The 26456-nt window shown below is 65.3% G+C and carries 28 protein-coding genes; 10 read left to right on the top strand and 18 right to left on the bottom strand.

Annotated features, from left to right (window positions below; translation table 11 throughout):
* The first annotated feature begins 13 nt into the window (after positions 1-13).
* On the top strand, positions 14-1249 hold the full coding sequence (locus DES52_RS16585) for an MFS transporter (protein WP_110887943.1): 1236 nt from the start codon (positions 14-16) through the stop codon (positions 1247-1249).
* On the opposite strand, the gene DES52_RS16580 is transcribed toward DES52_RS16585, so the two are convergent.
* On the bottom strand, positions 1224-1829 hold the full coding sequence (locus DES52_RS16580) for a hypothetical protein (protein ID WP_110887942.1): 606 nt from the start codon (positions 1827-1829) through the stop codon (positions 1224-1226). The two genes, DES52_RS16585 and DES52_RS16580, sit on opposite strands and share 26 nt — an antisense overlap.
* A gap of 23 nt (positions 1830-1852) precedes the next feature.
* On the opposite strand from DES52_RS16580, the gene DES52_RS16575 reads away from it, so the two are divergent.
* Positions 1853-2425 (top strand): HD domain-containing protein, encoded by a 573-nt coding sequence (locus DES52_RS16575; protein WP_110887941.1) that lies wholly within the window; start codon positions 1853-1855, stop codon positions 2423-2425.
* On the opposite strand, the gene DES52_RS16570 is transcribed toward DES52_RS16575, so the two are convergent.
* The 3 genes from DES52_RS16570 to ahbA form a co-directional block, all read right to left on the bottom strand.
* Positions 2413-3015 (bottom strand): D-sedoheptulose-7-phosphate isomerase, encoded by a 603-nt coding sequence (locus DES52_RS16570; protein ID WP_110887940.1) that lies wholly within the window; start codon positions 3013-3015, stop codon positions 2413-2415. The two genes, DES52_RS16575 and DES52_RS16570, sit on opposite strands and share 13 nt — an antisense overlap.
* A complete protein-coding gene (locus tag DES52_RS16565) occupies positions 3015-3944 on the bottom strand; it encodes an ROK family protein (protein ID WP_110887939.1) in 930 nt (309 codons plus the stop codon). Before DES52_RS16565 ends, DES52_RS16570 begins: the two co-directional genes overlap by 1 nt.
* A gap of 136 nt (positions 3945-4080) precedes the next feature.
* On the bottom strand, positions 4081-5121 hold the full coding sequence (ahbA, locus tag DES52_RS16560; RefSeq protein WP_110887938.1) for a siroheme decarboxylase subunit alpha: 1041 nt from the start codon (positions 5119-5121) through the stop codon (positions 4081-4083).
* 176 nt (positions 5122-5297) lie between these two features.
* Between ahbA and DES52_RS16555 the strand changes: the two genes are divergently transcribed.
* Genes DES52_RS16555 through DES52_RS16545 form a run of 3 tightly spaced genes read left to right on the top strand, consistent with a single transcriptional unit; the run spans position 5298 to position 8514 of the window.
* A complete protein-coding gene (locus DES52_RS16555) occupies positions 5298-6740 on the top strand; it encodes an ABC transporter substrate-binding protein (protein WP_110887937.1) in 1443 nt (480 codons plus the stop codon).
* Between the two features lie 12 nt (positions 6741-6752).
* Complete coding sequence (locus DES52_RS16550) at positions 6753-7676, top strand: carbohydrate ABC transporter permease (protein ID WP_110887936.1); 924 nt, start codon at positions 6753-6755, stop codon at positions 7674-7676.
* A 1-nt stretch (position 7677) separates the two neighbouring features.
* A complete protein-coding gene (locus DES52_RS16545; RefSeq protein ID WP_110887935.1) occupies positions 7678-8514 on the top strand; it encodes a carbohydrate ABC transporter permease in 837 nt (278 codons plus the stop codon).
* Between the two features lie 48 nt (positions 8515-8562).
* On the opposite strand, the gene DES52_RS16540 is transcribed toward DES52_RS16545, so the two are convergent.
* Positions 8563-8940: a RidA family protein gene (locus DES52_RS16540; protein WP_110887934.1), complete on the bottom strand. Its 378-nt coding sequence runs from the start codon at positions 8938-8940 to the stop codon at positions 8563-8565.
* The gene (locus DES52_RS16535; RefSeq protein WP_110887933.1) at positions 8915-10012 is read right to left on the bottom strand and encodes a PP2C family protein-serine/threonine phosphatase; all 1098 of its coding nucleotides are present in this window, start codon (positions 10010-10012) and stop codon (positions 8915-8917) included. Before DES52_RS16535 ends, DES52_RS16540 begins: the two co-directional genes overlap by 26 nt.
* A gap of 232 nt (positions 10013-10244) precedes the next feature.
* Between DES52_RS16535 and pheS the strand changes: the two genes are divergently transcribed.
* Positions 10245-11312: a phenylalanine--tRNA ligase subunit alpha gene (gene pheS, locus DES52_RS16530; RefSeq protein ID WP_110887932.1), complete on the top strand. Its 1068-nt coding sequence runs from the start codon at positions 10245-10247 to the stop codon at positions 11310-11312.
* Positions 11309-13642 carry a phenylalanine--tRNA ligase subunit beta gene (pheT, locus tag DES52_RS16525; RefSeq protein WP_110887931.1) on the top strand — a complete coding sequence of 778 codons (2334 nt, stop codon included), beginning with the start codon at positions 11309-11311 and terminating at the stop codon, positions 13640-13642. Before pheS ends, pheT begins: the two co-directional genes overlap by 4 nt.
* Here the strand turns inward: pheT and DES52_RS16520 are convergent.
* The 9 genes from DES52_RS16520 to DES52_RS16480 form a co-directional block, all read right to left on the bottom strand.
* Positions 13639-14277, bottom strand: coding sequence for a flavin reductase family protein (locus DES52_RS16520; protein ID WP_110887930.1), 639 nt, complete (start codon positions 14275-14277; stop codon positions 13639-13641). The genes pheT and DES52_RS16520 overlap by 4 nt on opposite strands.
* Positions 14277-14807 (bottom strand): DinB family protein, encoded by a 531-nt coding sequence (locus DES52_RS16515; RefSeq protein ID WP_170131101.1) that lies wholly within the window; start codon positions 14805-14807, stop codon positions 14277-14279. Before DES52_RS16515 ends, DES52_RS16520 begins: the two co-directional genes overlap by 1 nt.
* A 5-nt stretch (positions 14808-14812) precedes the next feature.
* A complete protein-coding gene (locus tag DES52_RS16510) occupies positions 14813-15238 on the bottom strand; it encodes a GNAT family N-acetyltransferase (protein ID WP_110887928.1) in 426 nt (141 codons plus the stop codon).
* A 59-nt stretch (positions 15239-15297) separates the two neighbouring features.
* Entirely contained in the window at positions 15298-17181 is a 1884-nt protein-coding gene (locus DES52_RS16505; RefSeq protein ID WP_110887927.1) for a glycogen debranching N-terminal domain-containing protein, read from the bottom strand.
* A 57-nt stretch (positions 17182-17238) separates the two neighbouring features.
* Positions 17239-18792, bottom strand: a complete 1554-nt coding sequence (locus tag DES52_RS16500; RefSeq protein WP_110887926.1) for a carbohydrate ABC transporter permease — start codon at positions 18790-18792, stop codon at positions 17239-17241.
* Positions 18789-19886, bottom strand: a complete 1098-nt coding sequence (locus DES52_RS16495; protein ID WP_110887925.1) for a carbohydrate ABC transporter permease — start codon at positions 19884-19886, stop codon at positions 18789-18791. The genes DES52_RS16500 and DES52_RS16495 overlap by 4 nt, the downstream gene beginning before the upstream one ends.
* Before the next feature lie 67 nt (positions 19887-19953).
* On the bottom strand, positions 19954-21189 hold the full coding sequence (locus DES52_RS16490; protein WP_110887924.1) for an ABC transporter substrate-binding protein: 1236 nt from the start codon (positions 21187-21189) through the stop codon (positions 19954-19956).
* Positions 21186-22175, bottom strand: coding sequence for a LacI family DNA-binding transcriptional regulator (locus DES52_RS16485; RefSeq protein ID WP_110887923.1), 990 nt, complete (start codon positions 22173-22175; stop codon positions 21186-21188). Before DES52_RS16485 ends, DES52_RS16490 begins: the two co-directional genes overlap by 4 nt.
* A gap of 208 nt (positions 22176-22383) precedes the next feature.
* Positions 22384-23562 carry a M20 family metallopeptidase gene (locus DES52_RS16480; RefSeq protein WP_110887922.1) on the bottom strand — a complete coding sequence of 393 codons (1179 nt, stop codon included), beginning with the start codon at positions 23560-23562 and terminating at the stop codon, positions 22384-22386.
* A 92-nt stretch (positions 23563-23654) separates the two neighbouring features.
* On the opposite strand from DES52_RS16480, the gene DES52_RS16475 reads away from it, so the two are divergent.
* The 3 genes from DES52_RS16475 to DES52_RS16465 all read left to right on the top strand — a co-directional run bounded on the left by DES52_RS16475 (position 23655) and on the right by DES52_RS16465 (position 25049).
* Entirely contained in the window at positions 23655-23852 is a 198-nt protein-coding gene (locus DES52_RS16475) for a hypothetical protein (protein WP_110887921.1), read from the top strand.
* A 17-nt stretch (positions 23853-23869) separates the two neighbouring features.
* Entirely contained in the window at positions 23870-24154 is a 285-nt protein-coding gene (locus DES52_RS16470) for an Lrp/AsnC family transcriptional regulator (protein ID WP_110887920.1), read from the top strand.
* 151 nt (positions 24155-24305) lie between these two features.
* Positions 24306-25049, top strand: coding sequence for an alpha/beta hydrolase family protein (locus tag DES52_RS16465; protein ID WP_110887982.1), 744 nt, complete (start codon positions 24306-24308; stop codon positions 25047-25049).
* Positions 25050-25131: 82 nt separating this feature from the next.
* Here the strand turns inward: DES52_RS16465 and DES52_RS16460 are convergent, their stop codons facing one another.
* The 3 genes from DES52_RS16460 to DES52_RS16450 all read right to left on the bottom strand — a co-directional run bounded on the left by DES52_RS16460 (position 25132) and on the right by DES52_RS16450 (position 26378).
* Positions 25132-25332, bottom strand: a complete 201-nt coding sequence (locus tag DES52_RS16460; protein ID WP_110887919.1) for a hypothetical protein — start codon at positions 25330-25332, stop codon at positions 25132-25134.
* Positions 25333-25420: 88 nt separating this feature from the next.
* On the bottom strand, positions 25421-25684 hold the full coding sequence (locus DES52_RS16455) for a hypothetical protein (protein WP_110887918.1): 264 nt from the start codon (positions 25682-25684) through the stop codon (positions 25421-25423).
* A gap of 61 nt (positions 25685-25745) precedes the next feature.
* Entirely contained in the window at positions 25746-26378 is a 633-nt protein-coding gene (locus DES52_RS16450) for a TapB family protein (RefSeq protein ID WP_110887917.1), read from the bottom strand.
* Positions 26379-26456 lie beyond the last annotated feature (78 nt).

Genomic DNA, 26456 nt, shown 5'->3' with positions numbered 1-26456 from the left:
GCAACGTGAGGGCATGGAAACAGCGCATCCCGTGAAGTTGTGGAACAAAGACTTCCTTTTGTGGCTGATCGGCAGCGGACAGTCCGCGCTCGGCAGTTCGCTGGCAGGCATCGCCATGTCCTTTTTGGTGTACCGCCAAACGGGCAGCGTTTCCGCGATGGGCGTGACGCTCGCTCTTTCGATGCTGCCCGCGTTGCTTTCACCGTTCGCGGGCACGCTCGTCGACCGAATTCCGCTGCGCGTGCCCCTCGCGCTCGGCAATCTTCTGCGCGGCGTCATCCAACTCGGTCTCGGCCTCGCGACCCTCTCGGGCCACATTCCCATGCCGGTCGTGTTCGCCCTCGCCTTCGTCAACGGCTTGATCGGCGTTCTGTATGGCCCCGCCAGCATGAGCGTCCTTCCCAACGTCGTGCCGAAAAATCAGATCGCGCGCGCCAGCGGTCTCATGGCGTCGGTGAACCAGACGGCGAACCTGCTCGGCCTCGTGGGCGGCGGTTTCCTCGTCGCGCAGATCGGCACGGCGACCAGCCTCATCGTGGACGGCGCGTCGTTTCTGCTGATGGCGCTGCTCGTCGTGTTCGTGAAGTTGCCCGCCAAGGCGGCGAGTCGGTCGGGCGCGAGCTTCTGGAGCGACTTCAAGGGCGGCCTCGCGTACGTGCGCGGCTCGGTGCTGATGATGTCGATGCCGCTCATCGCGCTCGTCATCAACGCGTCGTTCGCGCCGATGGAGATGCTCATTCCCAAGCGCATGACGGAACTCGGCGCGGGCGCGGCAGGATACGGACTCTACTTCGGCCTCTTCACGGGCGGCATGGCGCTCGGCAGCGTCGTCATGGCGGCCCTCGGCGGCAAGGTGAAGCACGGCCCGACGAGTGCGCTCGGCCTCGTCGTGGCGGGCGGCGTGAGCGTCGCGCTCGCCTTCACGAGCGCCGCGTGGCAGATGTACGTGCTCGCCGCCTTGACCGGCGCGGCCATCGGAATCACGAACGTCTGCATCTCGACGCTATTCCTGACCCTCATCGACGCCGAGTACCGCGGACGCGTCGGCAGTCTGCTCGGCATGGTCGGCATGATCGGCGTTCCGGCCACCTTGCTGCTCCTCGCCCCGATCGCCGATTCGCTGTCCGTCGGCGCGATCTTCGGCACGTCGGGCGTCGTCACGATTCTGGGCGGTTTGCTGTGGGGGCTCGCACAGCGCAAGGAACGCGCCGCGTCCTCGCCGCTCAGCTCTGCAACTCCCCCGGCGTGATCGTGAGTCCCACGAAGTACGACCGCGCGCCTTCCCGAGGGGAAAGCGCGCGGTATTCCTCGTACAACGCGAACAGGCGGGCGCGAAGCGTCACCGCTTGTTCGTCGGTCAGCGCGAACGCACCCCACGTGCTGAAGTGGGTTTCCGAAGGTCGCGCGTCGAATCCCAACTGCAAAAGGCCGTTCTGGTTGAGGGTGAGCGAGAGCGTGTGCGCTTCGCGCCGCGCCAAGCCGCTCGCCATGCTGTCGAGCGCGCCGCTCGAGAAGGGCGTGTACAGCGCGCCGAGCAACTCGCGCAGCGTCGCCGCGTCGGTGAGCGAGAAGGGCACGTGGTACGCCCGATCGAACGCCTCGTAGTACTTCACGGGCCGGCCCGCGCGCTTCTCTTCGCGCGTCACGCCGATCAAGCCTCCTTCGCACAACCGGGTGAGTTTGTAGTGGACTTTGCGGACGTCCACGGCGAGTTCCGCCGCGAGGCTGCTGGCGTTGCGTTCGCTCGCCATCAGCAACGACAGCAACGAAGCGTTCGAGAGATCGAGCAGCAAGCGGGCTTGCAGCGGCGTCGAGGCGACGAAGGCCATACCAGGAGTGTAGAGTCTTCTGCATGACGCGCGACGAAGCTTACGCCTTGATGCTGCAGCACACGCCGAGCCTTTCCTTGCAACGCCACATGCTCAACGTCGAGACGGCGATGCGCTGGTACGCGCGGCACTTCGGCGAGAACGAGGAGGTGTACGCCATCACCGGTTTGCTGCACGACTTCGATTACGAGCAGCACCCCGAGTACGACGTGCAAGCCAAGACCGGCCACCCCTTCTGGGGCGTGGCGTACTTGCAGGCGAACACCGACGTTCCCCAGGACGTGCTCACGGCGATCCTCGGCCACGCGACGTACAGCGGCGTGCCGCGCGAAACCCTGCTCGCGAAGACGCTGTTCGCGGTGGACGAACTCACCGGTCTCGTGCAGGCGGCCGCCCTCATTCGGCCCGACAAGGACGTGCGGATGATCGAGCTTTCCAGCCTCAAGAAGAAGTTCAAGACGAAGAACTTCGCGGCGGGCGTCAACCGTGACGAAGTCGAGCAGGGAGCGCGCGAACTCGGCGTGGACCTCGACACGCACATGGGAAACGTCCTCAAGGCGATGCAGGAGGCGGCGGGCGAATCTCAGGCGTCTTGAAGGGCGGCGCGAAGTCGCTCGCGGAGCGCCACGGCCACCGCATGGAAGTAGATGACGTGCGCGTCCTCGATTTGCTCCATCATCTCGAGGGGCGCTTGCGCGAGGACGTCGCACAGCGGCCGGATGAGCTCGCACTTCGCTTGCCGTCCCGTGAAGCCGACCGTACGCGCGCCGTGCAGGCGCGCGTACTCCAAGGCGCGAAGAACGTTGGGGCTGCCGCCGCTGCCGCTGATGCCGATCACGAGGTCGCCTGGCATCAAGACGTTCTTGAGCTGCTCGAGGTACACGTCCTCGTACGCGAGGTCGTTGGCGAGCGCCGTCATGAGGGCGGTGTTGTCGTTGAGGCACACGACCCGCAAACGCCGCTCGGCGCGTTGCTGCGGTCCGCGCGAAAGATCCGAGGCGGTGCCCTTGCCGAGGTCGCACGCCATGTGACTCGCGAGGGCGGCGCTCGCGCCGTTGCCGCACGTGTAGACGGTCGTGCCCGCTCTGTAAGCGTCGTGCAGAAGCGACGTCACCGCTTCGAGCGCGTCGACGTTCGTGGAGGCGAGGGCTTGACGGACGGTTTCGAGGTACGCGTGAATGCTCATCAGTGATTCTCCGGGGGTAGGACGAGGCTCGCCGCGCCCAGCAGGGCGGCGTGCGCTTCGAGGGCGGTGAGGCGCAAGACGGGAAGGTGACGACCGGGAACCGGGAGCACGCGGTCGGCGAGGGTCGCGCGAATCACGTCGAAGTTCAAGCTGCGCGCCACGCCGCCGCCGAGCACGACGGCGTCGAGGTCGAGGAGGTTCTGCACGAAGGCGAGCGCCCGTCCGAGCGCCGCCGCGGCGCGTTCCAAGGCCGAGCGGGCGATGAGGTTTCCACTCGCCGCGAGCGCCGCGACGTCCTGAGCGCTTCGCGCGGGCAAACCGAGCGACCGCGCGTGCAGGGCGATGGCCGGTCCGGCGGCGACAGCCTCCAAGCAGCCGAGGTGACCGCAGCCGCAGCGCGGCCCGCCTTCCTCCACGACGACGTGCCCGATCTCGCCTGCGAGGCCGCCGCCGCGAAACAAGCGGCGGTCGAGGACGAACGCGCCGCCTACGCCCGTCGAGATCGTGACCCACGCGAAGTTCTCGAAGTTCGCGCGCCCGAAACGCACTTCGGCGAGCGCGCAGGCGTCCACGTCGTTCGCAATTCGCACGGGTACGCCGACGTGCATGCCCAGCTCACGTGCGACGGGCACGTCGCGCAGACCGTGCGCGGGGGCGTACTTCAGCACGTGTCCCGCCGCGTCCACGACGCCCGGTACCGTGACGCCCACGCCGCGCAGCGCGTCGCCGCTTCGATCTTGCTCGGCGAGCGATTCACGCAGCAACTCCACCGCCCGCGACAACACGTTGCTCGCGCCTCCCGTCGGCGTGGGGACGGCGCGCGACGCGAGCACGCGGCCCTCGTCGTCCACGAGTCCGACGAGCAACTTCGTGCCGCCCCAATCGATCGCTCCGACGATGGATCTCGGGTCGCTTCCCTCAGCTGTCATCCGCAAGACAGTCTAAAGGTTCAGCGGCGCGCCGGAAGCGAGCCGACAAAAGAAAAAGCGGCGTTTCCGCCGCTGATAAAAACAACATACCAAGGTATGCGATGAGAATCAATTCGATACGCTCGATGAGCCGCGCTCAAGCCTCCACGCCGAGGTTGCGCTGCGCCCACTCGTAGAATTCGGGCTTGTAGAACTCCAAGCGCACCTTCTTGTACTCCTTGGTGCTGTAGAGGATGGCGTGGTCGATGTCCACGGCGACTTCGTCGGCGATCGCCCGGATCTTGCCGAAGGCTTCTTCCTTGCTGCGGCCGTGAACCATCGTGAAGATCGTGTACGGCCACTCGGGGTAGGTGGGACGCAGGTAGCAGTGTGACACGGCCTTGAACTCTGCCATCTTCTGGCCCATCTCGGCGACCTTGTCTTGCGGCACGGCCCAGACGCCCATCGCGTTGTACTTGAAGCCCGCCGATTGATGGCGGAACACGGCCGAAACGCGGCGCAAGGCGCCCGCCGCCTTCATCCGCTCGGCGTGCGCGGCGACCTCGTCGATCGTCATGCTCAACGCTTCGCAAGCGGCGGCGTACGGCTCTTCGACGAGGGGCAGATCCTTTTGGAACTCCAGAACGAACACGCGGTCCGTCGGCGTCACTTGATAGGCGAGGTTGCGTTGCTCGTTCGTGTATTGCGGCTTGGACTTGGCGTTCCACTCTTCCTTGCCCGTCATGTCGAACTCCACGCCGATCTTGAAGAGGTGCAGGGTCGGCATGAGGCGCGTGAGCTGGGCGCCCGACAGGTCGTGCAGCTTTTGCACGTGCGCGTCGAGATCGCTTTCGGGCGGCACGGCGATGGTGTACCAGAGGTTGAAGTCGTGGTTTCGCTTGTAGTTGTGGCTGACGCCAGGATGGCCGTTGATGATTTCCGCCACCGCGTCGAGTTCGTCCGGGTCGGCTTTCACGGCGACGAGGCTGGACTTGTAGCCGAGGGTGCGCGTGTCGAAGATCGCGCTGATTTGCCGCAAGATGCCCCGCGCCTTCTCTTCGCGGAGAATTTCGAGCGCCTCGCGTTCGGTCAAGCCGACTTCCTCGGCGAGGACGCGGTACGGACGCGCGACGATGGGGATGTCCTTCTGCACGCGGTTGAGCAGCAACTCGCGCGGGGAAACTTCGGTGGCCGTCATAAAGGTCAACGTAGCATGCCCTTCCCTCGACAAATGCCCCAAGGTCCTCAACTCGTCTTTGAAGTCCGCGTTACCAAAACGTCTTGAACCGAACTTCAGAAAGTGAAGACTCACTTTAGCGTCTTTTTTCTCGTGGTTATCGTCACGTTACCTTGTCGTTCATCTCCGGAGGACTTATGAAGCGAGGACTGACGCTCGGACTCCTGCTGTCGCTTTCAAGCGCGTGGGCCGCGCCCGGAACATGGCGAGGCACCATCACCATGTTCGTCTCGGAGTACACGCCGAACTGGCCCGATCAGGAAAAACCCCTCAAAGTCTTTCAGCAAATCGCCGACGAGTACGAAAAGAAGTACCCCGGCATCAAAATCAAGTTCTCCACGACGCCCGTTCCGGACAACGACACGAACATTCGCGTGAAAGCCGCCGCGGGAGAACTCTTCGACATCTACTGGGCGCAAGCGACGAGCCTCAACGCGACCCTTCCCAAAGGTGTCGCGACGGACCTCTCGCCGTACTTCAAGCAGCCCAATCCGTACATTCCCGGCAACAAGGCGTGGCAGGACGTCATGAACCCGCGCGTTCTGGCCGAGTCGCGCGCGCCGAGCGGCGCCGAGTACGTCCTGAGCGGCGACACCGTCGGGTACACCATCTACTACAACAAGGACTTGTTCAAGAAGGCGGGCATCACGAAGGCGCCCACGACCTTCACGGAGCTTGTGAGCGTCTCGAAAAAGCTGCGCGCGGCGGGCATCAACCCGTTCGTACAGGTGCCGGCGTACCCGTGGTGGGGCAAGCACTTCCTCTCGGACCTCTACGGCCAGGACTACAACCGCATCGCCGGATTCGACAAGGCGCCCGGCATCTCGGCCCTCGACGAGGCCGTCGCCGTCTCCAAGGGCCTCCTCTCGCCGAAAGATCCACGCTTCATGTCGTGGTGGCCGACCATGAAGGCCTTCACCGACACGTGGCAGAAGGATTACATCGCGCAGGACGTCGGCAAGAACTACGACGTCTTCCAAGACTTCGTGGGCGGCAAGGCCGCCATGCTGTACGAAGGCAGCTATCAAGCGCGCTGGATGAAGGACGCGGGCGTGAAGTTCGGCGTCGGCACCTTCAACTTTCCCAAGCTCACGAAGCAGGACAACCGCTACGCCACGGGCGCCGACACCTCGAACGCCACGGGCGGCACGGGCGCCTTCCAATTCGCCGTCGCCACGCCGCAATCCGACAAGACGTTGCGCGAGATCGGCAAGTTGCAAGCCGTGATCGATTGGATGCGCTTTTTCGGCACGCCGACGAACTTACGGCGCCTCGTGCAGGAAAACGGCAGTTACATCATGGCGTGGCCGAGCCCCAACGGAGCCAAGACGACCTTCAACGTGCCCGGCTTCGACCTCGACGCGTCCGCCCTGACCAGCCAAATCGGCAAGGCCAACCGCGGCATCCTCGCCGCCGACATCGCCCCGAACCTCGGCTGGGTGGACATGCAACGCATCTTCGGTCAGTATCTCGCCGGGCAAGTCACCCTCGACCAAGCCAAAGGCCAAGTGCAGGCTTTGCTCGACCGCGCCGTGCGCGATTACGCCCGCAAGAACAAAGTGGACCTCGCGAAGTACTGATTCGGAAGCCACGTGCACTCCGCCTCGCCTGCACCGCGCCGCGCCGCCCGCCCCACCTTCTGGAAGCGACTTTGGGCGGGGCGGCGCGCGTACCTGTTCTTGCTGCCGACCTTCGTGCTGCTCGGCTACTTCGCGTACTACCCCGCGTACATCGCCTTCACGCGCGCCTTCACCGACTGGGACGGCTTCAACCCGCCCACCTTCACGGGCTTGGAGAACTTCCGGCGGGCCCTCACCGACCCCGCCATGGGGCAAGCGTCCGCCAACGTCGGCCTTTGGATCGTCTTGGGGTTGTTGCTCGCCGTGATTCCGCCGCTCGTCGTCGCCGAGCTGATCTTCCACTTGCGCGGCCCCAGACGGCAGTACGCGTACCGCACCCTGTTCGTCGTGCCGATCGTCGTGCCGTCCTTGGTGCTGCTGTTGCTGTGGACGACCTTTTACCGCACGGACGGCGTCCTCAACCAACTGCTCGGCTCGGTCGGTCTCGGCGCGTGGCAGCGCTCGTGGCTCGCCGATCAAGACACCGCCCTCTACGCCCTGATCTTCCTGGGCTTTCCGTACGTCGACGCCTTTTACCTGCTGTTGCTCTACGCGGGCTTGCAAAGCATCCCGAAGGACGTTCTCGAAGCAGCGAAGCTCGACGGCGCCGTCGGCCCGAGGCGCGTGTGGACCATCGACTTGCCGTTGCTGCGACCGCAACTCTTCCTCATCGCCGTGCTGTCCGTCATCGGCAACGCCCAGTATTTTCTCAGCCCTCTCGTGATCACCTCGGGCGGACCCGGATACGCGACGACCGTTCCGGCCTTGCTGATGTACAACACCGCCGTGAAGTTCGGCGAGTACGGCTACGCTCTCTCTATCGCCGCGCTGCTGTTCGTCGTGATCGTGCTTCTCACGGTCGTCGCGCAACGCGTGGCGCGCGCACAAGGCGATTGAGATGCGCCCGCCGCGCTCGCTGGGCGAACTCCTTCGGCAAGGCGTCTTGCTGATCCTCGGACTCGTCAGCCTCTTTCCGATCTACTTCGCCGTCGTCAACTCCTTCAAAAACCCCGTGCAATACGCACAAAATCTCCTGAACGTCCCGCCGAGCCTCCACCCCGAGAACTACCTCGTCGCGTGGCGCGCCGTCGCTTCCCCGATGGTGAACTCCCTCGTCGTGACGTTCACGAGCGTGCTGTTCACGCTGCTGCTGGCGGTGCTGAGCGCCTACGCCTTCGCACTGATGCGCTTCGTCGGGCGCCGCGTCCTTTTCGCGCTCGTGTTCGCCCTGCTGCTCATTCCCGACTTTCTCACCCTCATTCCGCTGTACATCCAAATCAAGAGCCTCGACTTGCCGAACAACTACCTCTCGATCATCCTCCCGACGATCGCCGCCGGTCAGGCTTTCGCGATTCTCGTTCTCAAGACCGCCTTCGAGAACCTGCCGAAAGAAATCTTGGAGGCGGCCCGCATCGACGGTGCGAGCCACGCTCAGATCTTGGCCCGCGTCGTCGTCCCGATGAGCGTTCCCGTCCTGATCTCCGTCGCGATCATCCGCCTCATTCCCGTGTGGAACGAGTTCATCTTGCCGTCGCTCGTCCTCGACGAAGCGCACCGCACCTTGCCCGTCGCCCTCGTGTACTTCCAAGGCGGCGGCAACAGCAATCCCTCCACGCCGAACTACGGCGCCCTCATGGCGTCGTACGTCCTGAGCGCCGTGCCGCTCGTCGTGCTCTTCGCGTTTTTGATGCGCTCGTACATCGAAGGGCTGACCAGCGGCGCGGTCAAAGCGTGACAACGCCGCTGGTCGGCCCTCTCCCCGGTGAGCGAGAGGAGCGTGAAGCTACGGAACGACCGCCACCAACTCGATTTCCACGAGCACGTCGCGCGGCAACCTCGCCACTTCGACCGTGCTGCGGGCCGGGTAAGGCTCGCTGAAGTACTGGGCGTACACGGCGTTGAGCTCGGCGAACTGACCGAGGTCCGCGACGAACACCGTCGCCTTGACGACGTCGCTCAAGGTGCAATCGGCGGCGGCGAGAACGGCCTTGAGGTTCGCGAACACTTGATGCGCTTGCTCTTCGACGTTGCCTTCGATCAAGGTGCCGTCGGGCCGCAAAGGAATCTGGCCGGACGTGAAGACGAGGTTACCGAAGCGCACGGCTTGACTGTACGGACCGATCGCAGCGGGCGCGTCAGGGGTGGAGACGGGTTGCTTCATCAGAGTTCTCCTGAAGGGAAATGTCGGCGGTCGAGCGAGTCGCGCCGCGGCCTTTTCTGGGGCGCCGAGCGCGAACGGTCGAGAACAGCAAGACGGCCAAACCGCCGCCGCCGATCAAGGCGATGAGGTTGCGGTACTCGGGCAGGACGATCATGCCGAGCAACGTGAGGTACAGCACGGCGAGCGTGACGTAAGCGGCGGAACTGCGCTTCGTGGCGCGCGCGAGCGTCGCCGCGGCGACGGGCCCGTTCGGATGCAAGACCGGCAGGGTGTAGCGCGGCTTGGCGAGCAGGGTCGTCACGTCGATGACGATCGCCGTGATGTTGTCGGGACCGCCGTGATCGTTGGCGAGCTTCACGAGGTCGGGCAGCAGGATGCCGAGATCGTCCTCGCGCGCGAGAAGCTCGGCGAGTTGCTCGTCGGACAGCACGTCCGTGACGCCGTCGCTGCAAATGAGAAAGCGGTCGCCGCGTTCGAGCGGTATCCCGAACAAATCGAGGCTGAGCGCGGCTTCACTGCCCATGGCGTTGCTGACGACGTTGCGCCACGCGTGCGAGCGGCCTTCCTGCTCGGTGAGAAAGCCTTTTCGCACTTGCTCGGCCACCCACGAGTGGTCGCGCGACAGTTGGCGCAACTCGCGGCCACGCCACAGGTACACCCGTGAGTCTCCGACGTTCGCGACGAGGGCGACGCCGCCGTCGATGAGGACGGCGGCGAGCGTCGTGCCCATCCCGGCCTGATTACCGACCGCTTGCGAGTGTACGGCGCCGTTCGCGGCTTGCAGGGCGCGCACGAGGCGTGACGGCGTGTTGCCTTCGGCGAGCTCAAAGGCGTCTCGCAACTCTTCCAAGGCGAGTTGCGACGCGACTTCGCCCGCCGCGTGGCCGCCCATTCCGTCCGCGACGGCGAACAGTCCGCCCGTCGGGAGGGGCACGAGCAGGGCCGCGTCCTCGTTGAGGGACCGCTCACGGCCCGCGTCCGTGACGGCCCGCGCCCGCAGCGTCGGCGTGACGTGCGACGCCTCGCCCACCATGTTGTTCGGGGACGACGACCCGGGCGGCCCAAAAAGCATACCGTCAATATAAGCGAGGCATGAACGTCAGGGCGATAAGAAGTTCGCACGTCTCGCTCTATACACTTGACCTCGTTCGCACTTGCTCGTAGGCTGACGACATGACTTCGCACGCTTCGCGTTCACGTTCGCCGTTTAGCGGCGTCGGGGTCTGGCAGGCTTAATCGTCTCAAGCGCTGCCCGCCCCGCCTTTTCATAAGGCGGGGCGGGCTTTTTTCATTCGGGAGGATCCATGCGGGAAGAAGCACTCGCGGCCATTCAGGGCGCCGCCACACTCGACGCCCTCGGCGGCGTCAAAACGCGCTACCTCGGCAAGAACGGGCTCGTGACGGCGCAACTCAAGACCCTCGGCAGCCTCGCTCCGGACGAACGTCGAGCGCGCGGCGCGGAGATCAACGCCCTCAAGGCCGAACTGGAGGGGGCCGTCGCCGAGCGCGAAGCGACCTTGCGGCAAGAAGCCTTGAACGCCAAGCTCGCCTCCGAAGCGATCGACGTGACGTTGCCGGGCGTGAAGTTGCCTTCGGGCGGTTTGCACGTCGTCACGCGCATTTTGTACGAGCTCAGCGACATCTTCGAGTCTATGGGTTACCGCGTCGTGGAAGGCCGCGAAGTGGAGGACGAAACGCACAACTTCGACGCCTTGAACATGCCGAGCTGGCACCCGGCGCGCGACTTGCAAGACACCTTCTGGCTGGAAAACGGCCAGTTGCTGCGCACGCACACCAGCAACATGCAAGTGCGGTACATGGAAACGCACGAGCCGCCCCTCAAGATCGTCGTGCCGGGCCGCGTGTACCGCTACGAAGCGACGGACGCCACCCACGAAAGCATGTTCCACCAATTCGAAGGCCTCGTGGTCGGCGAGGGCATCACCATGGCCGACCTCAAGGGCGCCATCTCCGAGATGGCGCGCGCGATGTTCGGGCGGGGCGCGCGCGTACGCTTCCAGCCGAGTTACTACCCGTTCACGGAACCGGGCGCGGACTTCGCGATTTGGTGGGACCAGGAGCAACGCTGGCTGGAACTCGGCGGGTCGGGCATGGTGCACCCGAACGTCTTTCGCGCCGTGGACGACTTGCGCGCCGCGAAGGGCTTGCCGCGCGTCTACGAAGGCAAGACGGGCTTCGCGTTCGGCCTCGGTCCCAACCGCATCGCGATGCTGCGCTACGGCATTCCCGACATCCGTTACTTCTACGGAAACGACTTGCGTTTCCTGACGCAGTTCAAGGGCGACCTCTCGAACGAGACGCCGAGCGAACTCCCGCCGTTGCCGCGCGACACCCTCAAGGAGACGATGTGAAGCTTCCGTATTCGTGGCTCAAAGAACTCGTGCCGAGCTTGCCGTCCGCGACGGACCTCGAGCCGATCCTCGCGTCCCTGGGCCTTCCCGTGGAAGAGATCGTGGACGTGCCCGCGCCGCCCTCGGACGTCGTGTACGGCGAGGTGCTCGAAGTCTCGCCCATCGAGGGCACGCATCTTTTCGCGGCGACGGTGGACGCCGGTGAGCCCGCCCCGGTCGTGATCGTCACGGGCGCTCCCAACACCACCTCGGGAGTCGGCGTGGCCGTCGCGAAACCGGGCGCCGTCATCGAAGGCCAAGCGATCGGAGTGCGCGGCGTGCAAGGCGTCGCGTCGTGGGGCATGCTGTGCTCGCCGAAGGAACTCGGCGTCGGCGAGTACGGCGGCGGCTTGCTGCTGCTGCCGCTCGGCACCGCGCCTGTCGGAACGCCCTTCGCCGACCTCTGGCCCGCCGAACAAGTCATCGACATCGAAGTCACCCCGAATCGCGCGGACGCCCTCTCCGCGCTCGGCGTCGCGCGTGACCTCTCCGCGTCCCTTCGGCTCGACTGGCACCCGCCGAGCGCGGGCGTCCAGCCTGACGCGGGCGCACCTTTGCCGATCGACGTGACCTTGCACGACGGTTGCGACCGATTCGTCGCCCGCACGGCGAGCGGGGTGCGCAACGGGCCGTCTCCGCTGCTGCTGCAACGGCGCCTGCTCGCGTGCGGCTCGCGGCCCATCGACCTTATCGTCGACGCGAGCAACTACGTCATGTTCGAAGTCGGCCAGCCGACCGCTCTGTACGACCTTCGCGACCTCGCCGGAGGACTCGCCGTGGACGACGCGAAGGACGGCGAGTCGGTCTTGACGCTGTACGGCGACGAAAAGGTGCTCACGTCCCGAGACCTCGTCATTCGCAACGCCGAAGGCGCGATCGTCGGCGTCGCGGGCGTCATCGGCGCGAACTTCGGAGGCATTCGCGCCGATACCAGCGACGTCGCGCTCGAAGCCGCGCACTTCGACCCGGTGCGCTTGCGCCTCACCGCGCGCCGCCTCGACCTCAAGACGGACGCCGTGTACCGCTTCGAGCGCGGCGTCGATCCGAACGCGACCCTTCTCGCCGCGAACCGCATCATGGAACTCCTCGCTCTTCACGGCGGCGCGAACGTCCACGCGGGCGTGACCGACGCGGGCGGACCGAAGACGTCGCGCCCGATCGCCTTCGATCCGCAAGCGACGCGCGACTTGCTGGGCATGGACGTGTCCGACGACGAGATGCGCTCTATCCTCACGCGCCTCGGATGCGGCGTGTCCGACGCGTGGGAAGTCACGCCGCCCACGTGGCGCGTCGATTTGCACATCAAGGAAGACTTCGCCGAGGAGATCGCGCGCCTTCACGGCTTCGAGAATCTGCCCGAGACCGTTCCCACCTTGCAAGTGCACGAAAGCAACCTCGGGGCGGGCGACGAGGCGCGCCGTCGCCGCGAACTCAAGACGACGCTCGCCGGCGTCGGCTTTCAGGAAGTCGTGACGTACACCTTCGCGAGCGACGAGGAAGCCGACCGCGCGCGTACCGAACGCCCGAACTTGCGTCTGCGCAATCCTCTCACGAGCGACCGCACCGGTATGAGGACCGCCCTGTACCCGAGCTTGCTGAAGACGGCCGCCTCGAACGCTCGCGAGAACGTCTTGATCTTCGAAGTCGGCCGCGTCTTTCCGTCGAGCGGCGAGGTGGAGCGCGTCGGCTTCCTGATGCGCGGTCCGCTCGCGCCGTCCGCTTGGCAACCGGGCGTCGCGGAGAGCTTCTACACTTTCAAGGGCTTGTTGGAAGCGGCGGCGTCGTCGCTCGGCGCGTCCTTCGACGTGCGGCAGGTGCGCGGCGACGCGGTTCCGAGCGCCTTGCATCCGGGCATCGCGGGTGAAGTTCTTTGGAACGGCGTTTCGGTCGGCTGGATCGGCGCTCTGCATCCGGGCATCGCGTCCGAGTTCGGCCTCAAAGGCGAAACGTTCCTCGCCGAGATCAGCTTTCCGCTTCCGGGCCGCGCGTGGAGCTTCGCCGATCCGCGCCGCACGCCCGCGAACTTGCGCGACGTCGCCGTGATCGCTCCGACCGACGTTTCGTACGCCGACATCCGCGACGTTCTGCGCGCCTCGGCCACGGACCTGCTGGAAAGTGCCGAGCCCTTCGACGTGTACGCGGGCGCCCCGATTCCCGAAGGGCAACGCTCCGTGGCCGTGCGCCTCACCTTCCGCGGCGAGCGCACGCTCACCGACGCGGACGTCGACCCGGTGTTCGCGACCATGATCGACGCGCTGCGCGCGAAAGGTTGGAGCATCCGCGAGCGTTAATCGTCCGACGTGCGCCCGAGTTGCCGCGCCTCCTCGTTCGAGAGGCGCGGCACTTCCACGAGATCGCTCGTTCGCACGTAACCGCCTCTTCCACCCATCCGTCCGACGAGCTTGAGGTTCGCGGTGTCCACGTAGAACTTCTCGGGATCCACGAGGTCGTCGCGCACGTGAATCGTGAGAACTTCGCCGAGCACGATGCGGTTCTTGCCGATCAGGACGGTCGTCACCTCACGGCACTCGAAGGCGGCGGGACTCTCGGCGATCCTCGGGACGTCCACCGTGGAGGACGCTTCGGGCGTGAGTCCCACCAGCTTCACCTCGTCCTCGAGGTGCGGCAGTTCCGCCGCCGTGACGTTCATGGCGTGCAAAAGCTCCTCGGAAACGAAGTTCACGACGAACTCGCGCGTGCGGCGAATGTTCGCGGCCGTGTCCTTGGGAACGCCCGCGCGGTCGCCGGGCGCGAACGCCACGACCGGCGGGTCGCTGCCGAAGGTGTTGAAGAAGCTGAACGGCGCGAGGTTGAGGCTGCCGTCGTGGTTCACGGTCGTCACCCACGCGATGGGACGCGGAACGACGATGCCCGTGAGAAGCTTGTACGCGTCTCTCGGCGCGAGCTCGGCGAGGTCGAAGCGCATCAGCGCGCCTCGTGGGCGACGCGCGCGTGGAGCGCGCGCTCGTGGTGCTTCGCGTGCCCGACGATCATGAACGCGAGGGCGAGGACGGTCGCGCCATGGCCGCTCACGACGCCGCGCCGATCGAAGTCTTCGGAACGCAGCGACCGAACGAGGGACAGCGTCGTCGCCCGCACGCCCTCGAATTCGTCGAGGAGCGCCCGAAAGGTCGTGCCCGTCACGTCTCGGTTGGCCGCCCAGACGTCCTGATCGAAGCCCGGCAGGGGTTCCGTGCCGCCGCGCGCGATCCATAACATGCGAAACGAGAACACCCGCTCGGTGTCGCTCAGGTGCGCCACGACTTGCTTGAGGCTCCACTTGCCGGAGGCGGGCGCGCGGCCCGCGTCCTCCTCGGGCACGCTTCCTAGAAGGTGCGCCACGCGCTTGGCGCCGTCTCGCAAGTCCTCCTCGAACGTCTCGGCGTCCACGAGGCGCACGTACGTCTCGTAGAACGAATGGTACTCGTCGGTCGTCGGGCGCCTCGGGATGATCATGGCGCTCATTGTACGGACGTCACGCGCACGTAGATCACCTCGGGGTCACCCTCGTCGAGATGATCGACCATTCCCGCCGCGATCCAGCCGAGCTTGCGGAACAAGGCGTGCATCGCGGCGTTGCCGAGGTTGGTCGACGAGAAGACCTTCGGCGCGTCCAGCGCGCCGAAGTGGCGCACGAGCGCCTCTGCGATTCCGCGGCGGCGATGTGGCGGCGAGACGTACACGAGCGAGACGAACGGACGGTCGAAGAACGTGCCGAGCACGCCGTACCCGACCGCTTCGTCACCGCGAAGCGCGAGCACCGTTTCCCGCGTTGCGAGCGTCTCCTCGATGCGACGCCGTCGTTCCGCGTTCCCCGCCGCGTCACCCAGGGTCACGAGGACGGCGAGGTCGGAGATCGTCGCGCGGCGAAGCGTCACAGAAGTCATGGCGCACTGTATTCCTCTCGGAACACCGTGCGCCACGATGAACGCGGGTTTGTCTCCGCTCAGTCCGCCGCTCGGCTGAGTGCCTCCACGCCGTCGAGTAGGTGCGCGAGGGCGAGGGGGAGCACGGCGTCCCACCCTTGCGGATGGCACGCGGCGGGGTAGGGAACGGGCGGGCCGTCCTCGCGCGAAAATCCCGCGAAGAGTTCGGGCAGTCGCGCGTCGGGCGCCCAGCGGGCCGCGTCGAACAAGGCGCGCGCCACGAGCTTCGCTTCGCCCAACAGGCCGTAGCGGGCCATGCCGAGCGCGGCAACGGCCGTGTCGTGCGGCCACACCGAGCCGTTGTGGTACGAGACGGGATTGAACCTCGGCTCGTTCACGCCGAGCGTGCGAATGCCCCAGCCGCTCCAAAGTTCCGGCGAGAGCGCCGTCTTCGTGACGTCGGCGGCGTGCTCGCGAGGCACGATGCCCGTCCACAAAGCGTGCGCGGCGTTCGAGACGAGCACCTTCAGGGGCGTCTTGTCGCCGTTCAGGCCGTGCACGTACGTGGACCGCTCGGGCCACCAGAAGGCTTCGTGGAACTTGTGCTGCAACGTGCGGGCCTTCTCGCGGAAACGCGCCGCCAACGCCGCCTCGCCTTCGCGGTCGTAGAAGTCGGCGGCGGCCTCGTACGCCGCGAAGGCGTATCCTTGCACCTCCACGATCGCGATGTGCCCTTCGGCGTCGCGGCCGTGCTGATCGAAGGTGGAGTCGCCGCTGTCCTTCCACACTTGGTTGCCGATGCCGCCCTGCTTGCGATCGGGCGTGTACTCCAAGAAGCCGTCGCCGTCCGGATCGCCGAGCGTCTCCATCCACGTCAAGGCCGCTTCGAGGTTGGGACGCAGTTCGCGCCCTGCCGCCGCGTCCACCCGCGCGATCTCGCCAACGAGCCAAGCGAACAAGGGCGTCGCGTCCACGGTCCCGAAGTACGGGCGGTGCGGAGTTTTGCCCGTCCTTGTGAGTTCTCCGTCGCGCTCCTCGTGCAAAATCTTGCCGGGCTGCTCCAAGGTGTGCGGATCGTGCCGCTTGCCTTGCTTCGCCGCGAGGTAGCGCGCGACGCCGAGCGAGAGGTCGGGGCGGTGCGGCAGCACCAAGAGCGCCATGATGACCGAGTCTCGCCCGAACGGCGCGACGAACCAAGGAAGGCCCGCCGCCGGGAAGGGCCCGTACGGCGTGCGGAACACCAACGAGCGCAAGTCCAGCAAAGACTGCTGAAGCGCTCCTTGATCGCGCGGATCGGCCAAGGTGAAGCTCGCGTCGCCCCACGCTTCGTAATCGCGCACGAGGGCGTTCACGTCCGTGTCGGACGGCGTCTCGTCTCCTTTGAGCGCGAACACGCGAACCTCGACGTCCGTCGTCTCGGCGAGATTCCAGACGAGTCCCTCGCCGTCCCAACGTCCCGGTGGAGTCGTTTGAACGACGGTGCGCGTCGCCAAGCCGTCGGACGCCGTGTAGGCGAATTCGACGCCGCCTTCGACCGCACGCGCGGTCACCCCGCGCGCGGCCATCGTCGGCCAGTCGCCCTCGTCGCCGACCGCCGCGCGCACCTCGAACATGTCGCGGAAGTCCGCCGACAACCACAGCTTGAGTTCACGGGCGACGTCCTTGTAGCGCGTGACGCGGACGCGGTCGCGCAAGTCCGCGCCCGTTACCTGCAAGTCGCGCGTGAGGCCGGTGTGCATCGTGTAGCCGAGGTTGGCGTTGCCTGCCACCTCGTGCAGCCACCACGGCAACCGTGCGTGCTGCACGAGCGGTTGGGGACGTTCCCCGTCGAGGCGCCACTCGTAACGCGACAGAAAGCGGGTGTCACGGCGGTACAAGCCTGCCTCACCGTGGGCGGCGACGTACGTGCCGTCGCCCACGAAGTAAAGTTCGTTTTCTTTCAAGACACTACGAGAAGAGAACATGATGACTCCAAACTTCGCCGCCGCGCTTCTCGAAAAGGCGGCGAAGTTCCGAAAAGACTACCCTTTTACCGCGCTGCCCGCTTGGCTTTCGACGAAGAAACGCTGGAAGACGATGAACAAGACGATGACGGGAATGGCGGAGATGATCGCCCCGGCGAGCAAGGCGCCGTAGTCGCCGCCCGCGCCGCCGTAGAACTGGCGGAAGGACAGCAGGCCGATCGGCAGGGTAAGGCTCTCGTTGCCCTTGAGCACGACGAGCGGCAAGAAGAAGTCGTTCCACGCGCCTTGGAAGGTGGTGATGGAGAGCGCGCCCAAGGCGGGACCCGCTTGCGGCAGCATGATGCGCCAGAACGTTTGGAAGGGCGACGCGCCGTCGATGGCGGCCGCTTCCTCCAGTTCCTTCGGCAAACCCTCGAAGAACTGCTTCATGAGGAACACCGCGCCCGCCGCGATGCCGGTGGTGAGGACGAGGCCCGCGATGTTGAGGAGCCTGAGGTCGCGCAAGATGACGTAGTTGCTGATGAACGTCACTTGAATCGGAACCATTTGCACGAACAGCACGACCACGAACAACAGTTCCTTGCCGGGAAAGCTGAAGCGCGCGAGGGCGTATCCGGCGAGGCTCGCGAAGATGATCGCCACAATCACCCGCACGAAGGCGTACAGAAAGGAGTTTCCGATCCACGTCAGGACGAGTGAACTTCCCGTTCGCTCGGACACGTTTTCTTGAAAGACGCGGCGGTAGTTGTTGAAGGTGTAGCCCATCACGCCGGGCGTGATGTTGCGTACGGAGAGGCTGCGGCCGAAGTTCTGGATGTCGGCGGGCGGCAAGTCCGAGGAGACGAATTCCTGTCCGCGCTCGATGTTGATGTCGAAGGGCGTGCGTTGAATGAGCGGGCCTCGCAGGTAGTACTTGCCGTTGGCGCGCACGAGCTCCACCGCTTGGTCGCGCGCCGAGCCGAGCGTGTACTGCACGCCTTGGGCTTCGGGCGTGTCGAGCGTGACATCTACGAGTTGCCCGCCCGCGAGACGTACTTGCAAGTTCGGCGAGTTCTGCGTTTCGGGAATCGTGCCGACGATCCGCTCGCCCGTCACTTTGGTAAGGGGCGGGTACGTGACGACTGCGCGGTACGTGACGACGTCGCCTTCACGCGAAACGACGGTGGGTCCCGCGACCTTCACGTACTCGTTGGCGAGTGCGACGGGCCGTACGGCTCCGAGACCGCCGCCCGGACGTCGGGCGGGCACGGCGATTTGCGGCGGCGTTTGCGGCGCGCCTTGCGGTTGTCGAATTTTGAACGAGAAGGTGACGTTCGCGCCCGGGGTGACGCCGCCGTCCCACGCGCCGCCGCCGCCTTCGCGGCCGAGTCGGGCGGCCGTGGCGATGAAGCTCGGCGTGAGCTGCGGAATGATGACGCGCGGCGGGTACTCGTTCGCGTTGTCCTTGAAGCTCGAGATCGTTCCCATGAAGAACGGCCCGATGAAGAGGAAGGACAAGACGAGCAAGAAGAAGTAGACCCAACCGGCACGCGCCCAGCGGCGACGCTCGACCCAGCGGTCGTCGAGTCGACGCTGCGAGAAATCCTGGGGAGTGTTCGTGGCGATGCTCATTGGAAAGCCTCGTCGGACACGAAGAAGCGGCGTTGAAGCAGCACGATCAGGAGGGTGATCGCCGCGAGGATCACGGCGCCCGCCATGGCGAAACCGGCCTCGGCGACGCCGCCCGAGAAGACGCGTGTGAACACGAAGTAGGCCAGCGTCACGATGCTTTCCAAAGGCGCGGCGTCGCCGATGATCGCCACTTGGTCGAACATCTGCAGCGTTCCGATGAGGCCGACCGTCACCACGTAGAACGTCACGGGGCGCAGCATCGGCACGGTCACGTACAAAAGCTGCTGCGCTTTCGTGGCGCCGTCGATCTCGGCCGCCTCGTAAAGCGCGCGGGGAACGTTTTGCAGGCCCGCCAAGAAGAAGAGCATCAAGGTCGGGACGGTCGTGAAGACGTTTTGCGCGATGATCGTGGCGAGCGGCACGGGCAGGAAGCCGAAGAGTTTTTCCTGCGTGGCGTAGTACGTGATGTTCACGGCGGGATTGTCACCGATGCGAACCACGCCGAAGTTCACGAGGAGCCACGTCACGATCAAAGCGATCAGGGCGCTCACGACCGCGAGTGCGGGATCGAACCAGGAAGCGGGCAGCCGACGGGCGCGCTCCAGCACGACCTGGACGATCTGGACCGCGACGAGTACCAGCAGGAAGGTCATGATGGCCGAGCCGTAATTCGAGATTTGCGTCAGCAAGTAGTTGGCGAGGCCGACGCGCTGAAAGAGCCACAAGAAGATCAAGCCGATGACGACGCTGGACGTGATGGAAGGCATGTACCACGCCGTGCGGAAGAAGGTGATGCCCTTGACCTTCTGGTTGAGGACGTTCGCCATCAAGAGCGCGAGGATCGTTTGCAGGGCCGTGGTGATCAACGAAAACAGAAGCGTGTTGCGCAGCGCCGACAAAAAGAGATTGTCGCCGAAGATCGCGGCGTAGTTACGCAGCCCGACGAAGTTCATCTGATCGAAGAGGTTGTAGTTCGTGAAGCTGAAGTACACGGCGCGACAGAACGCGTACACGAAGAACACGGCGAGGGTCGCGAGGAAAGGCGCCAGGAACAAAATGGCCGCCGCCACCACCGACCGTTGTTGTGCATTCATGTCGACCTCCAAAAGAAGCTCGCCGAGGGGCGAGGACCTTCACCCCCAGGCGAGCTCGGGGCGAGCTTCAGCGGCGTTGCAGCGTGTTGAGCGCCGTTTGAAGGCGTTGCAGCGCTTGCGCGGTCGTCGCCTGGCCGGTCATGACGGAGGTGAGGGCCTCGTTGATGGGGCGTTGGAAGTCGTTGAGGGTGTAGCGGCCCGCCGAGTACGTTTGCACGTTGCCGTCCGAGGAGCCGCGGAAGATGATGTTCGCGGCCTGCGACTCGGGCGTGTTCTTGGTGAAGAAGGCGTTGCGTTGCAGGGCGCTGCGCGACGGCAGCGCGAGGCCCTGCTCGAGGATGTACGTTTGCGCTTGCACGCTCGTGAGGGCTTGCAACACCTTCACGGCCGCGTCCTTGTTCTTGGTGTTGGCGTTGATGGCCCAGCCGACGGTGTACAAGAAGTTGCCGCGGCGGTTCGTCGTGGGGTCCTTGGGCAAGGGCGCCGTGCCGTACTTGAGGTTCGGCGCGCTGTCACGCAAGAAGTTGACGATCCAGTTGCCTTCGATGGCCGCCGCGACCTTGCCCTTCGCGAAGCAGCCGCCGCTCCAACCTTCGGAGAGGTCGCTGGGTTGGATGGCCGTCTTGTCCTTCACGAGGCCGGTGTAGAAGTCGAAGGCGCGGCGGAACGACGCGGTGTTGACGTTCGTGCGGCCTTGGCTGTCGAAGGGACGCCAGCCCGCTGCGAAGGCAAACGCGCCCATGCGGGCGTAGTCTGCCGGGAAGCAGATGCCATAGTAGTCGTTGCCGAGCGCTTGGCGAACTTTGCGAAGCTTGTCGGCGAAGGTCGTCCACGTGTCGTTCGCGTTGGGGTACGCGACCTTGGCCTCGTCGAAGATGTCCTTGTTGTAGACGATCGCGAGGGAGTTGGTGTCTTTGGCGATGGCGTACAGCTTGCCGTTCACCGTGAACGTGCGATTCAAGGCCGCCAGGAAAGGCGTGGACGAGACGAGGCCGTTGAGGGGCAGCAGGCGGTTCGTCGCGGCGAAGGCTTGAACCGTTTCTCCCGGAAGGTAGAACACGTCACCCGCGTTGCCGGCCGACAGCAAGTTCGTCAGCGATTGGTTGTAGTCGCCTTGCAGCGGCTCGTACACGACGGTGATGTTGTCCTTGGCGACGGCGGGCTTCACGAAGCGGTTGATGAGGTCGCCGACGACGGCGGGGTCGGTGCCGCCGTAGCCGTTGATCTTGATGGTGACGTTCTGCGCGGACGCCACGCCGACGAGGGTGGAAAGAGCCAAACCGAGAAGCACAATCTTTTTCATACCGTTCCTCCTAGAGGTGCCGTCGTGTTTCCGACGACGAGTTGCACGGGGACGTGGACGCCGCGGGCGATTCGCTCCTCGACAGGGCGGTCGAGCGCGGCGAGGACGAGCTCCAAGGCGGTCGTGGCGATGCGTTCGATGTCTTGCGCGACCGTGCTGAGCTGGAGCCCGAGGAACGCGCCCGTCGACGGCAGTTCGGGCAGACCGTCGAAGCCGATCACCGAGACGTCGGAAGGCACGCGCAAGCCGAGGTCGACGAGGGCCGCGATCACGCCGACGGCCGCCTCGTCGCATCCGACGAAGACGCCCGTGCCGCGCAGCCCGCCTTCCCAAGCGCGCCGCGCCGCTCGGTAACCGCCCAGGGCGGAGAAGTCGGCGGGAACGCAGCTCACGTGGGCGCCGAGCGCGTTCGCCGTTTCGACGAAGCCGAGCCGCCGATCTTGCGCGACTTGACTCGGACCGTCTCCGATGAAGATCAGGTCGCGGTGTCCGAGGGCCACGAGGTGCCGCGCGGCGAGTTCGGCGCCGCCCTTGTCGTCCGGCGCGACCCACGCCCACTCGGGGTGGTGACCGACGACGACGGCGGGCACTTCGCGGCGGCGTAGGAACACGAGGCGCTCGTCGTCGTCGCTGACGTTCATGACGAGCAGGGCGCTCGGCAAGTGCGACAAGGCGGCCAGCGATCCCGTGAGGTCTTGCAGGGCGAAGCCGAGCGAGGCCGTTTCGCGCTCGAGCGCGCGGCGAAAGAGGACGTGGTACGGCGAGAGCAGCGAATCGCCCGGCATGAGCGACAAGCCGAGGGCGCGCCCGGTTCGCCACGAGAGGTGACGAGCGATCGGGTCGGGTTGGTAGCCGAAGTGGCTCATGATGCCTAGGACGCGTTCACGCGTCGCGGGCGCGACGGATCGGTGGCCGTTGAGCACACGGCTGACGGTTCCTTTGGAGACGCCGGACGCTTTGGCGATGTCCTCGATGGTCGGCTTCATGAACCTCCTGGCTGTAACCGGTTACAGCGAAGCGGAGCGCACCCCTGAGCAGCGGTGAGCACTTCTTGTAATCGGTTACAGGCATTACACGCCCGCCCTCGACGCTTGTCAAGAGATCGTCATACGTAGATGAAAGCGAAGAGGCCACCTAATCGTTTCAGTGGCCTCCTTCTGAGAGCTTCGTGCAACGAAGCTCAAGTTGTCTCGCTCAAGCGCCGGAGAAGCGACGCCCCGTCTCCACCAGCACTCGCACGCCCGCCTCGAACGACGCCTCGTCGACCGTGAACTTCGGGTGATGATGCGGCGCCGTGATGCCCGCCTCGGCGTTGCCCGCCCCGATGAAGAAGAACGCTCCCGGCGCCTTCGTCATGTAGGCGCTGAAGTCCTCGCCGCCCATCGTGGGTTTCGCCTCCAAGAGCCGCTCGGCGCCCAGCGTGTCGCGCACGACGTCTTGCAGACGCGCCGTCACCTCCGCGTCGTTGATGACCGCGCGGTAACCTTGTTGATACGCGAACTCGTACGACGCGCCGTGCGCTTCCGTCAGGCCCTTCACGATGCGCTCCATCCAGCCCGGAACCTGCTCGCGCAGCGCCGGATCGAACGACCGCACCGTGCCTCCGATCTGCACGGTCTCCGGAATGACGTTGTCCGCCGTGCCCGCGTGGAACTGCGTGACGCTCACCACGAGCGGCTCGATGGGATTGAGTTGCCGCGACACGATGCTTTGCAGATTCGTCACGACGTGCGCCGCGATCAGGATCGGGTCGACCGTTTCGTGCGGACTCGCCGCGTGCCCGCCGCGTCCGCGCACCTTGATGTCGAAGGTGTCGGGCGCCGCCATGAGCGCGCCCGCCTTCACGGCGATGAGGCCCGTCGGCACGAGGGAAATCAAGTGGGCGCCCACGGCGAGGTCCACGCCGTTCATCACGCCCGCGTCCACCACTTCCTGCGCGCCGCCCGGAAAGAGCTCTTCGGCGTGCTGGAAGATGAAGCGAATTTCGCCGCTGAGCTCCGAGCGCATCTCCGACAACACCTTCACCGCGCCGAGCAGCATCGCCGTGTGTCCGTCGTGTCCGCAGGCGTGCATCACGCCGGGTTTGCTCGACGTGAACTCGAAGTCGTTTTCCTCCTGAATGGGCAACGCGTCCATGTCCGCGCGCAACAACACCGTCTTGCCCGGCCCCGCCTCACCCTTGAGGACCGCCAGGACGCTCGTTTGAGTGGGACGCGAGATTTCCAGGCCGGAAAACGATCGCAGCACGTTTTCCACGTACGCGGCCGTTTCGTGCTCGTGAAAGGACAACTCGGGATGCTGGTGCAAGTGGCGACGCCACGAGACGACGGCGGGCACGACCTCGGCAATAGGATCACGGGTGGAAACCGTCATGGGAAAACCTCCTTGAAAATGCCTCCACAGCCTAGCAAAAAGCGCGGCCTGTACGGCGGAACTCCACGTGCGTTCCACGCGTATGCAGTGGTATGAACCGCAACGTCGACAAGAAAGTGCTGCAGAACGCCGCCCTCATCGCCCTGTACGAAGTCTTGCGCCGCAAGGCGGGTCACGGCAAAAGAAAACGCGGCCTCAAGGGACGCTTGTACTCCATCGCCTTGCGGCGCGTCGAACGCCTGCTGAAACGGCGCGGCTTGGGCGGCGCCTTCAAGCGCACGTGGTACTGAACGCCTAAGATACCTGCATGGTCACCGCTATCGTCCTCGTGAACGCCGAACGTTCCCGCATCCCGGAAACCGCGCAGGAACTTGCCAACGCCACGCACGTCAAAGAGGTGTACAGCGTCACGGGCGATTGGGACATCGTCGCCGTGCTGCGCCTTCCAAGCTACGACGACCTCGACGACGTCGTCACCGGGCAACTGCGCCGCATCGAAGGCATCACGCGCACGAAGACAATGCTCGCCTTTCGCACGTACTCGCAAGACCTTCTCGATCAAGGGTTCGGCGTCGGCATCGTCGAAGAGTGACGAAGTCGGCCTGCATACCTTGACGAATAAAGAATCTCGAGGTATCTTGATTTTATCAGCGGCGGAAACGCCGCTTTTTCTTTTGCTTGGCGTTCGTTGGCTTTGCCTCGAGAATCACGATGCCGCGCGCTCCTTCGCGTACCCTGGCGGCGTGCGTTCCTCGTGGTGGCAGACCGTGTACGACAAGCAGCGCGTTCCCGGCGGCACGCGCTTGCAACTCGAGTTGCAGACGCCGGACCTCACGGTGCCGGGCTTGCTGCTGCTTCCCGACGGCGCCGAGCGCGTGCCGGCCGCCTTGCTGCTGCACGGCGTCACGTCCCGAGCCGACGTCATGACGAACTCGGCCGGGATGGCGCTTCTTCGGCGCCGCGTCGCGTCGCTCGCGCTGGACTTGCCGATGCACGGATCGCGCGGCAATCCCTTGGAACTGCAGTCTCTGGGAAACCCGCTGGAGTTCGTGCGCTTGTGGCGTCTCGCGCTCGACGAGGCCGCCGTCGCCGTGGACTTTCTCGGCGCGCACGAACGCGTCGACGCCACGAAAATCGCCATCGTCGGCTATTCGCTCGGGTCGTTTCTGAGCGTGACGCTCGCCGCCAAAGAGCCGCGCTTGTCACGCGTTCTTCTCGCCGCCGGCGGCGACTTGCCCGCCGAACTGCCGTTCGCGCCTCTCGTGCGGTCGTTCGTCGATCCGCTGCGAGACGTGCGCAAGCTCCACGGTCGGCCCCTCTTGATGGTGAACGGCCGCTTCGATCCCGTGATTCGCGCGGATCAGGCGCAGCGTTTGTTCGACGCGGCGAACGAACCCAAGGAACTGCGCTGGTACGAGGGAGGGCACTCGTTGCCGAACGCGATGACCGAGGAAGCGAGCGATTGGCTGGCGGCCTCGTTCGCTTGAGAACGATCATCGTGCCTTGAACGAGGAACAGGGCCGAAGTACGCACTTCGGCCCTGTTCCCTTTGCTTCCTCGGCAGTCGCGTTACTGCGATTGGCCTTGCGCGAGACGCTCGCGGTCCTCGGCGGCCTTCGCCAAGATGAAGAACGTCGGCGGCCACTCGCCGATGAACAAGGCGTTGCGCTCGCCCTCGGCGCCCGTCTTGCCTTTGCCCGTCAGGAAGTTGGCGGCGGAAATGGCGATCGATACGAAGCCCAAAGCGTACAAGATGGTCGATAATTTCATGTGGGGTTCCTCCTTCGCACTCCACTTATAGGCGGTGCGTTCATGGGGAGCGTTGGAGTCGGCTTCAGGAAGCCTTGCTCGTTGTCGATCAGCGTTCGAGGTGGTTCGAGAGCGCGCGGTACGCTTCGTCCGCGTACTTCGTCAAGCCCATGACGTCGCTCGACTCGGCGTTCACGAGTTCCCGACCTCCGTGAACGACCCGCAGACGGTAGTGATCGTCGAGCGCGTTCGAAGTCTCCACGACGCGACGCTCCACGACGACGTCGCATCCGGCGAGCGTGAGGGCTTTGAGCGGAGCGCTGAGGTCGTTGGGAAACTCGCGCCAATCGACGAGGTGAGGCCCTTGAGTCATACCTTCAAGGTGCCCGACTTCACGGTCGATCGGACGAGACGAGCCTCAAGCTTCCTGAAGCTCAGTTCTTGTGCAGCTTCGACAATTCCGCCACGCCCCGCTCCGTCTCTTCGCGGATCATGCCGACGCCCGGCGCGTAATACGACGTTTGCTTCACGATTCGGCGAAACGGGATGAAACCCGCTCTTCCCGAGAGGTCGCGCGTCACCTCGACCTTGAAGGCCTCGAACGTGCCGGCGGGGACCTCGGTTCTCTGCTGCGCCACGACGCGAAACGTGACCGTCATCTGCCCGGCGCCCTTGAGAGGCAGCAATCCTTGCAACGTCGCCTCCAAGTCCATGGTGTACGACCATGACTCGCCCACGGCCCACTTGCTGGGCGCGGCGATGGCGGTGCCTCTGGCCGCGAGCACGGTGACGTCGAAGCCGGGAATGACGATGTTCGCCGTCTTGGGTGATTGCTCACCTGCCGAGCAGGCGTACGTGCGCGTGCCCGGCGCGTTGGGTGAGGTGGACGTCTCGCTGAATCCTTTCGGTCCCGTCGGAACGCGAACGACCGTGTACGCGTCGCCGCTCGTCGTACGGTACGTCCACTGCCACGAGGCTTCTACGGGCGAGAAGGGATTGTCGCACTCGCTCGCCGAGGCGAGGCCGACGGCGAGCAGGGCGAGGATGGGCACGAGGACGCGGCGCACACCTCAAGCTAGTGTGGGGGAGACCTTCACTTCGTGTTCTGGAACGGACTTTCCCTACACGAATCACGAAAGGACGGA

It is taken from the genome of Deinococcus yavapaiensis KR-236, assembly GCF_003217515.1.
GTDB lineage: Bacteria > Deinococcota > Deinococci > Deinococcales > Deinococcaceae > Deinococcus_A > Deinococcus_A yavapaiensis.
Note: the sequence above shows the minus strand (reverse complement) of the source record. Positions and strands in the feature narration are given on the sequence as shown.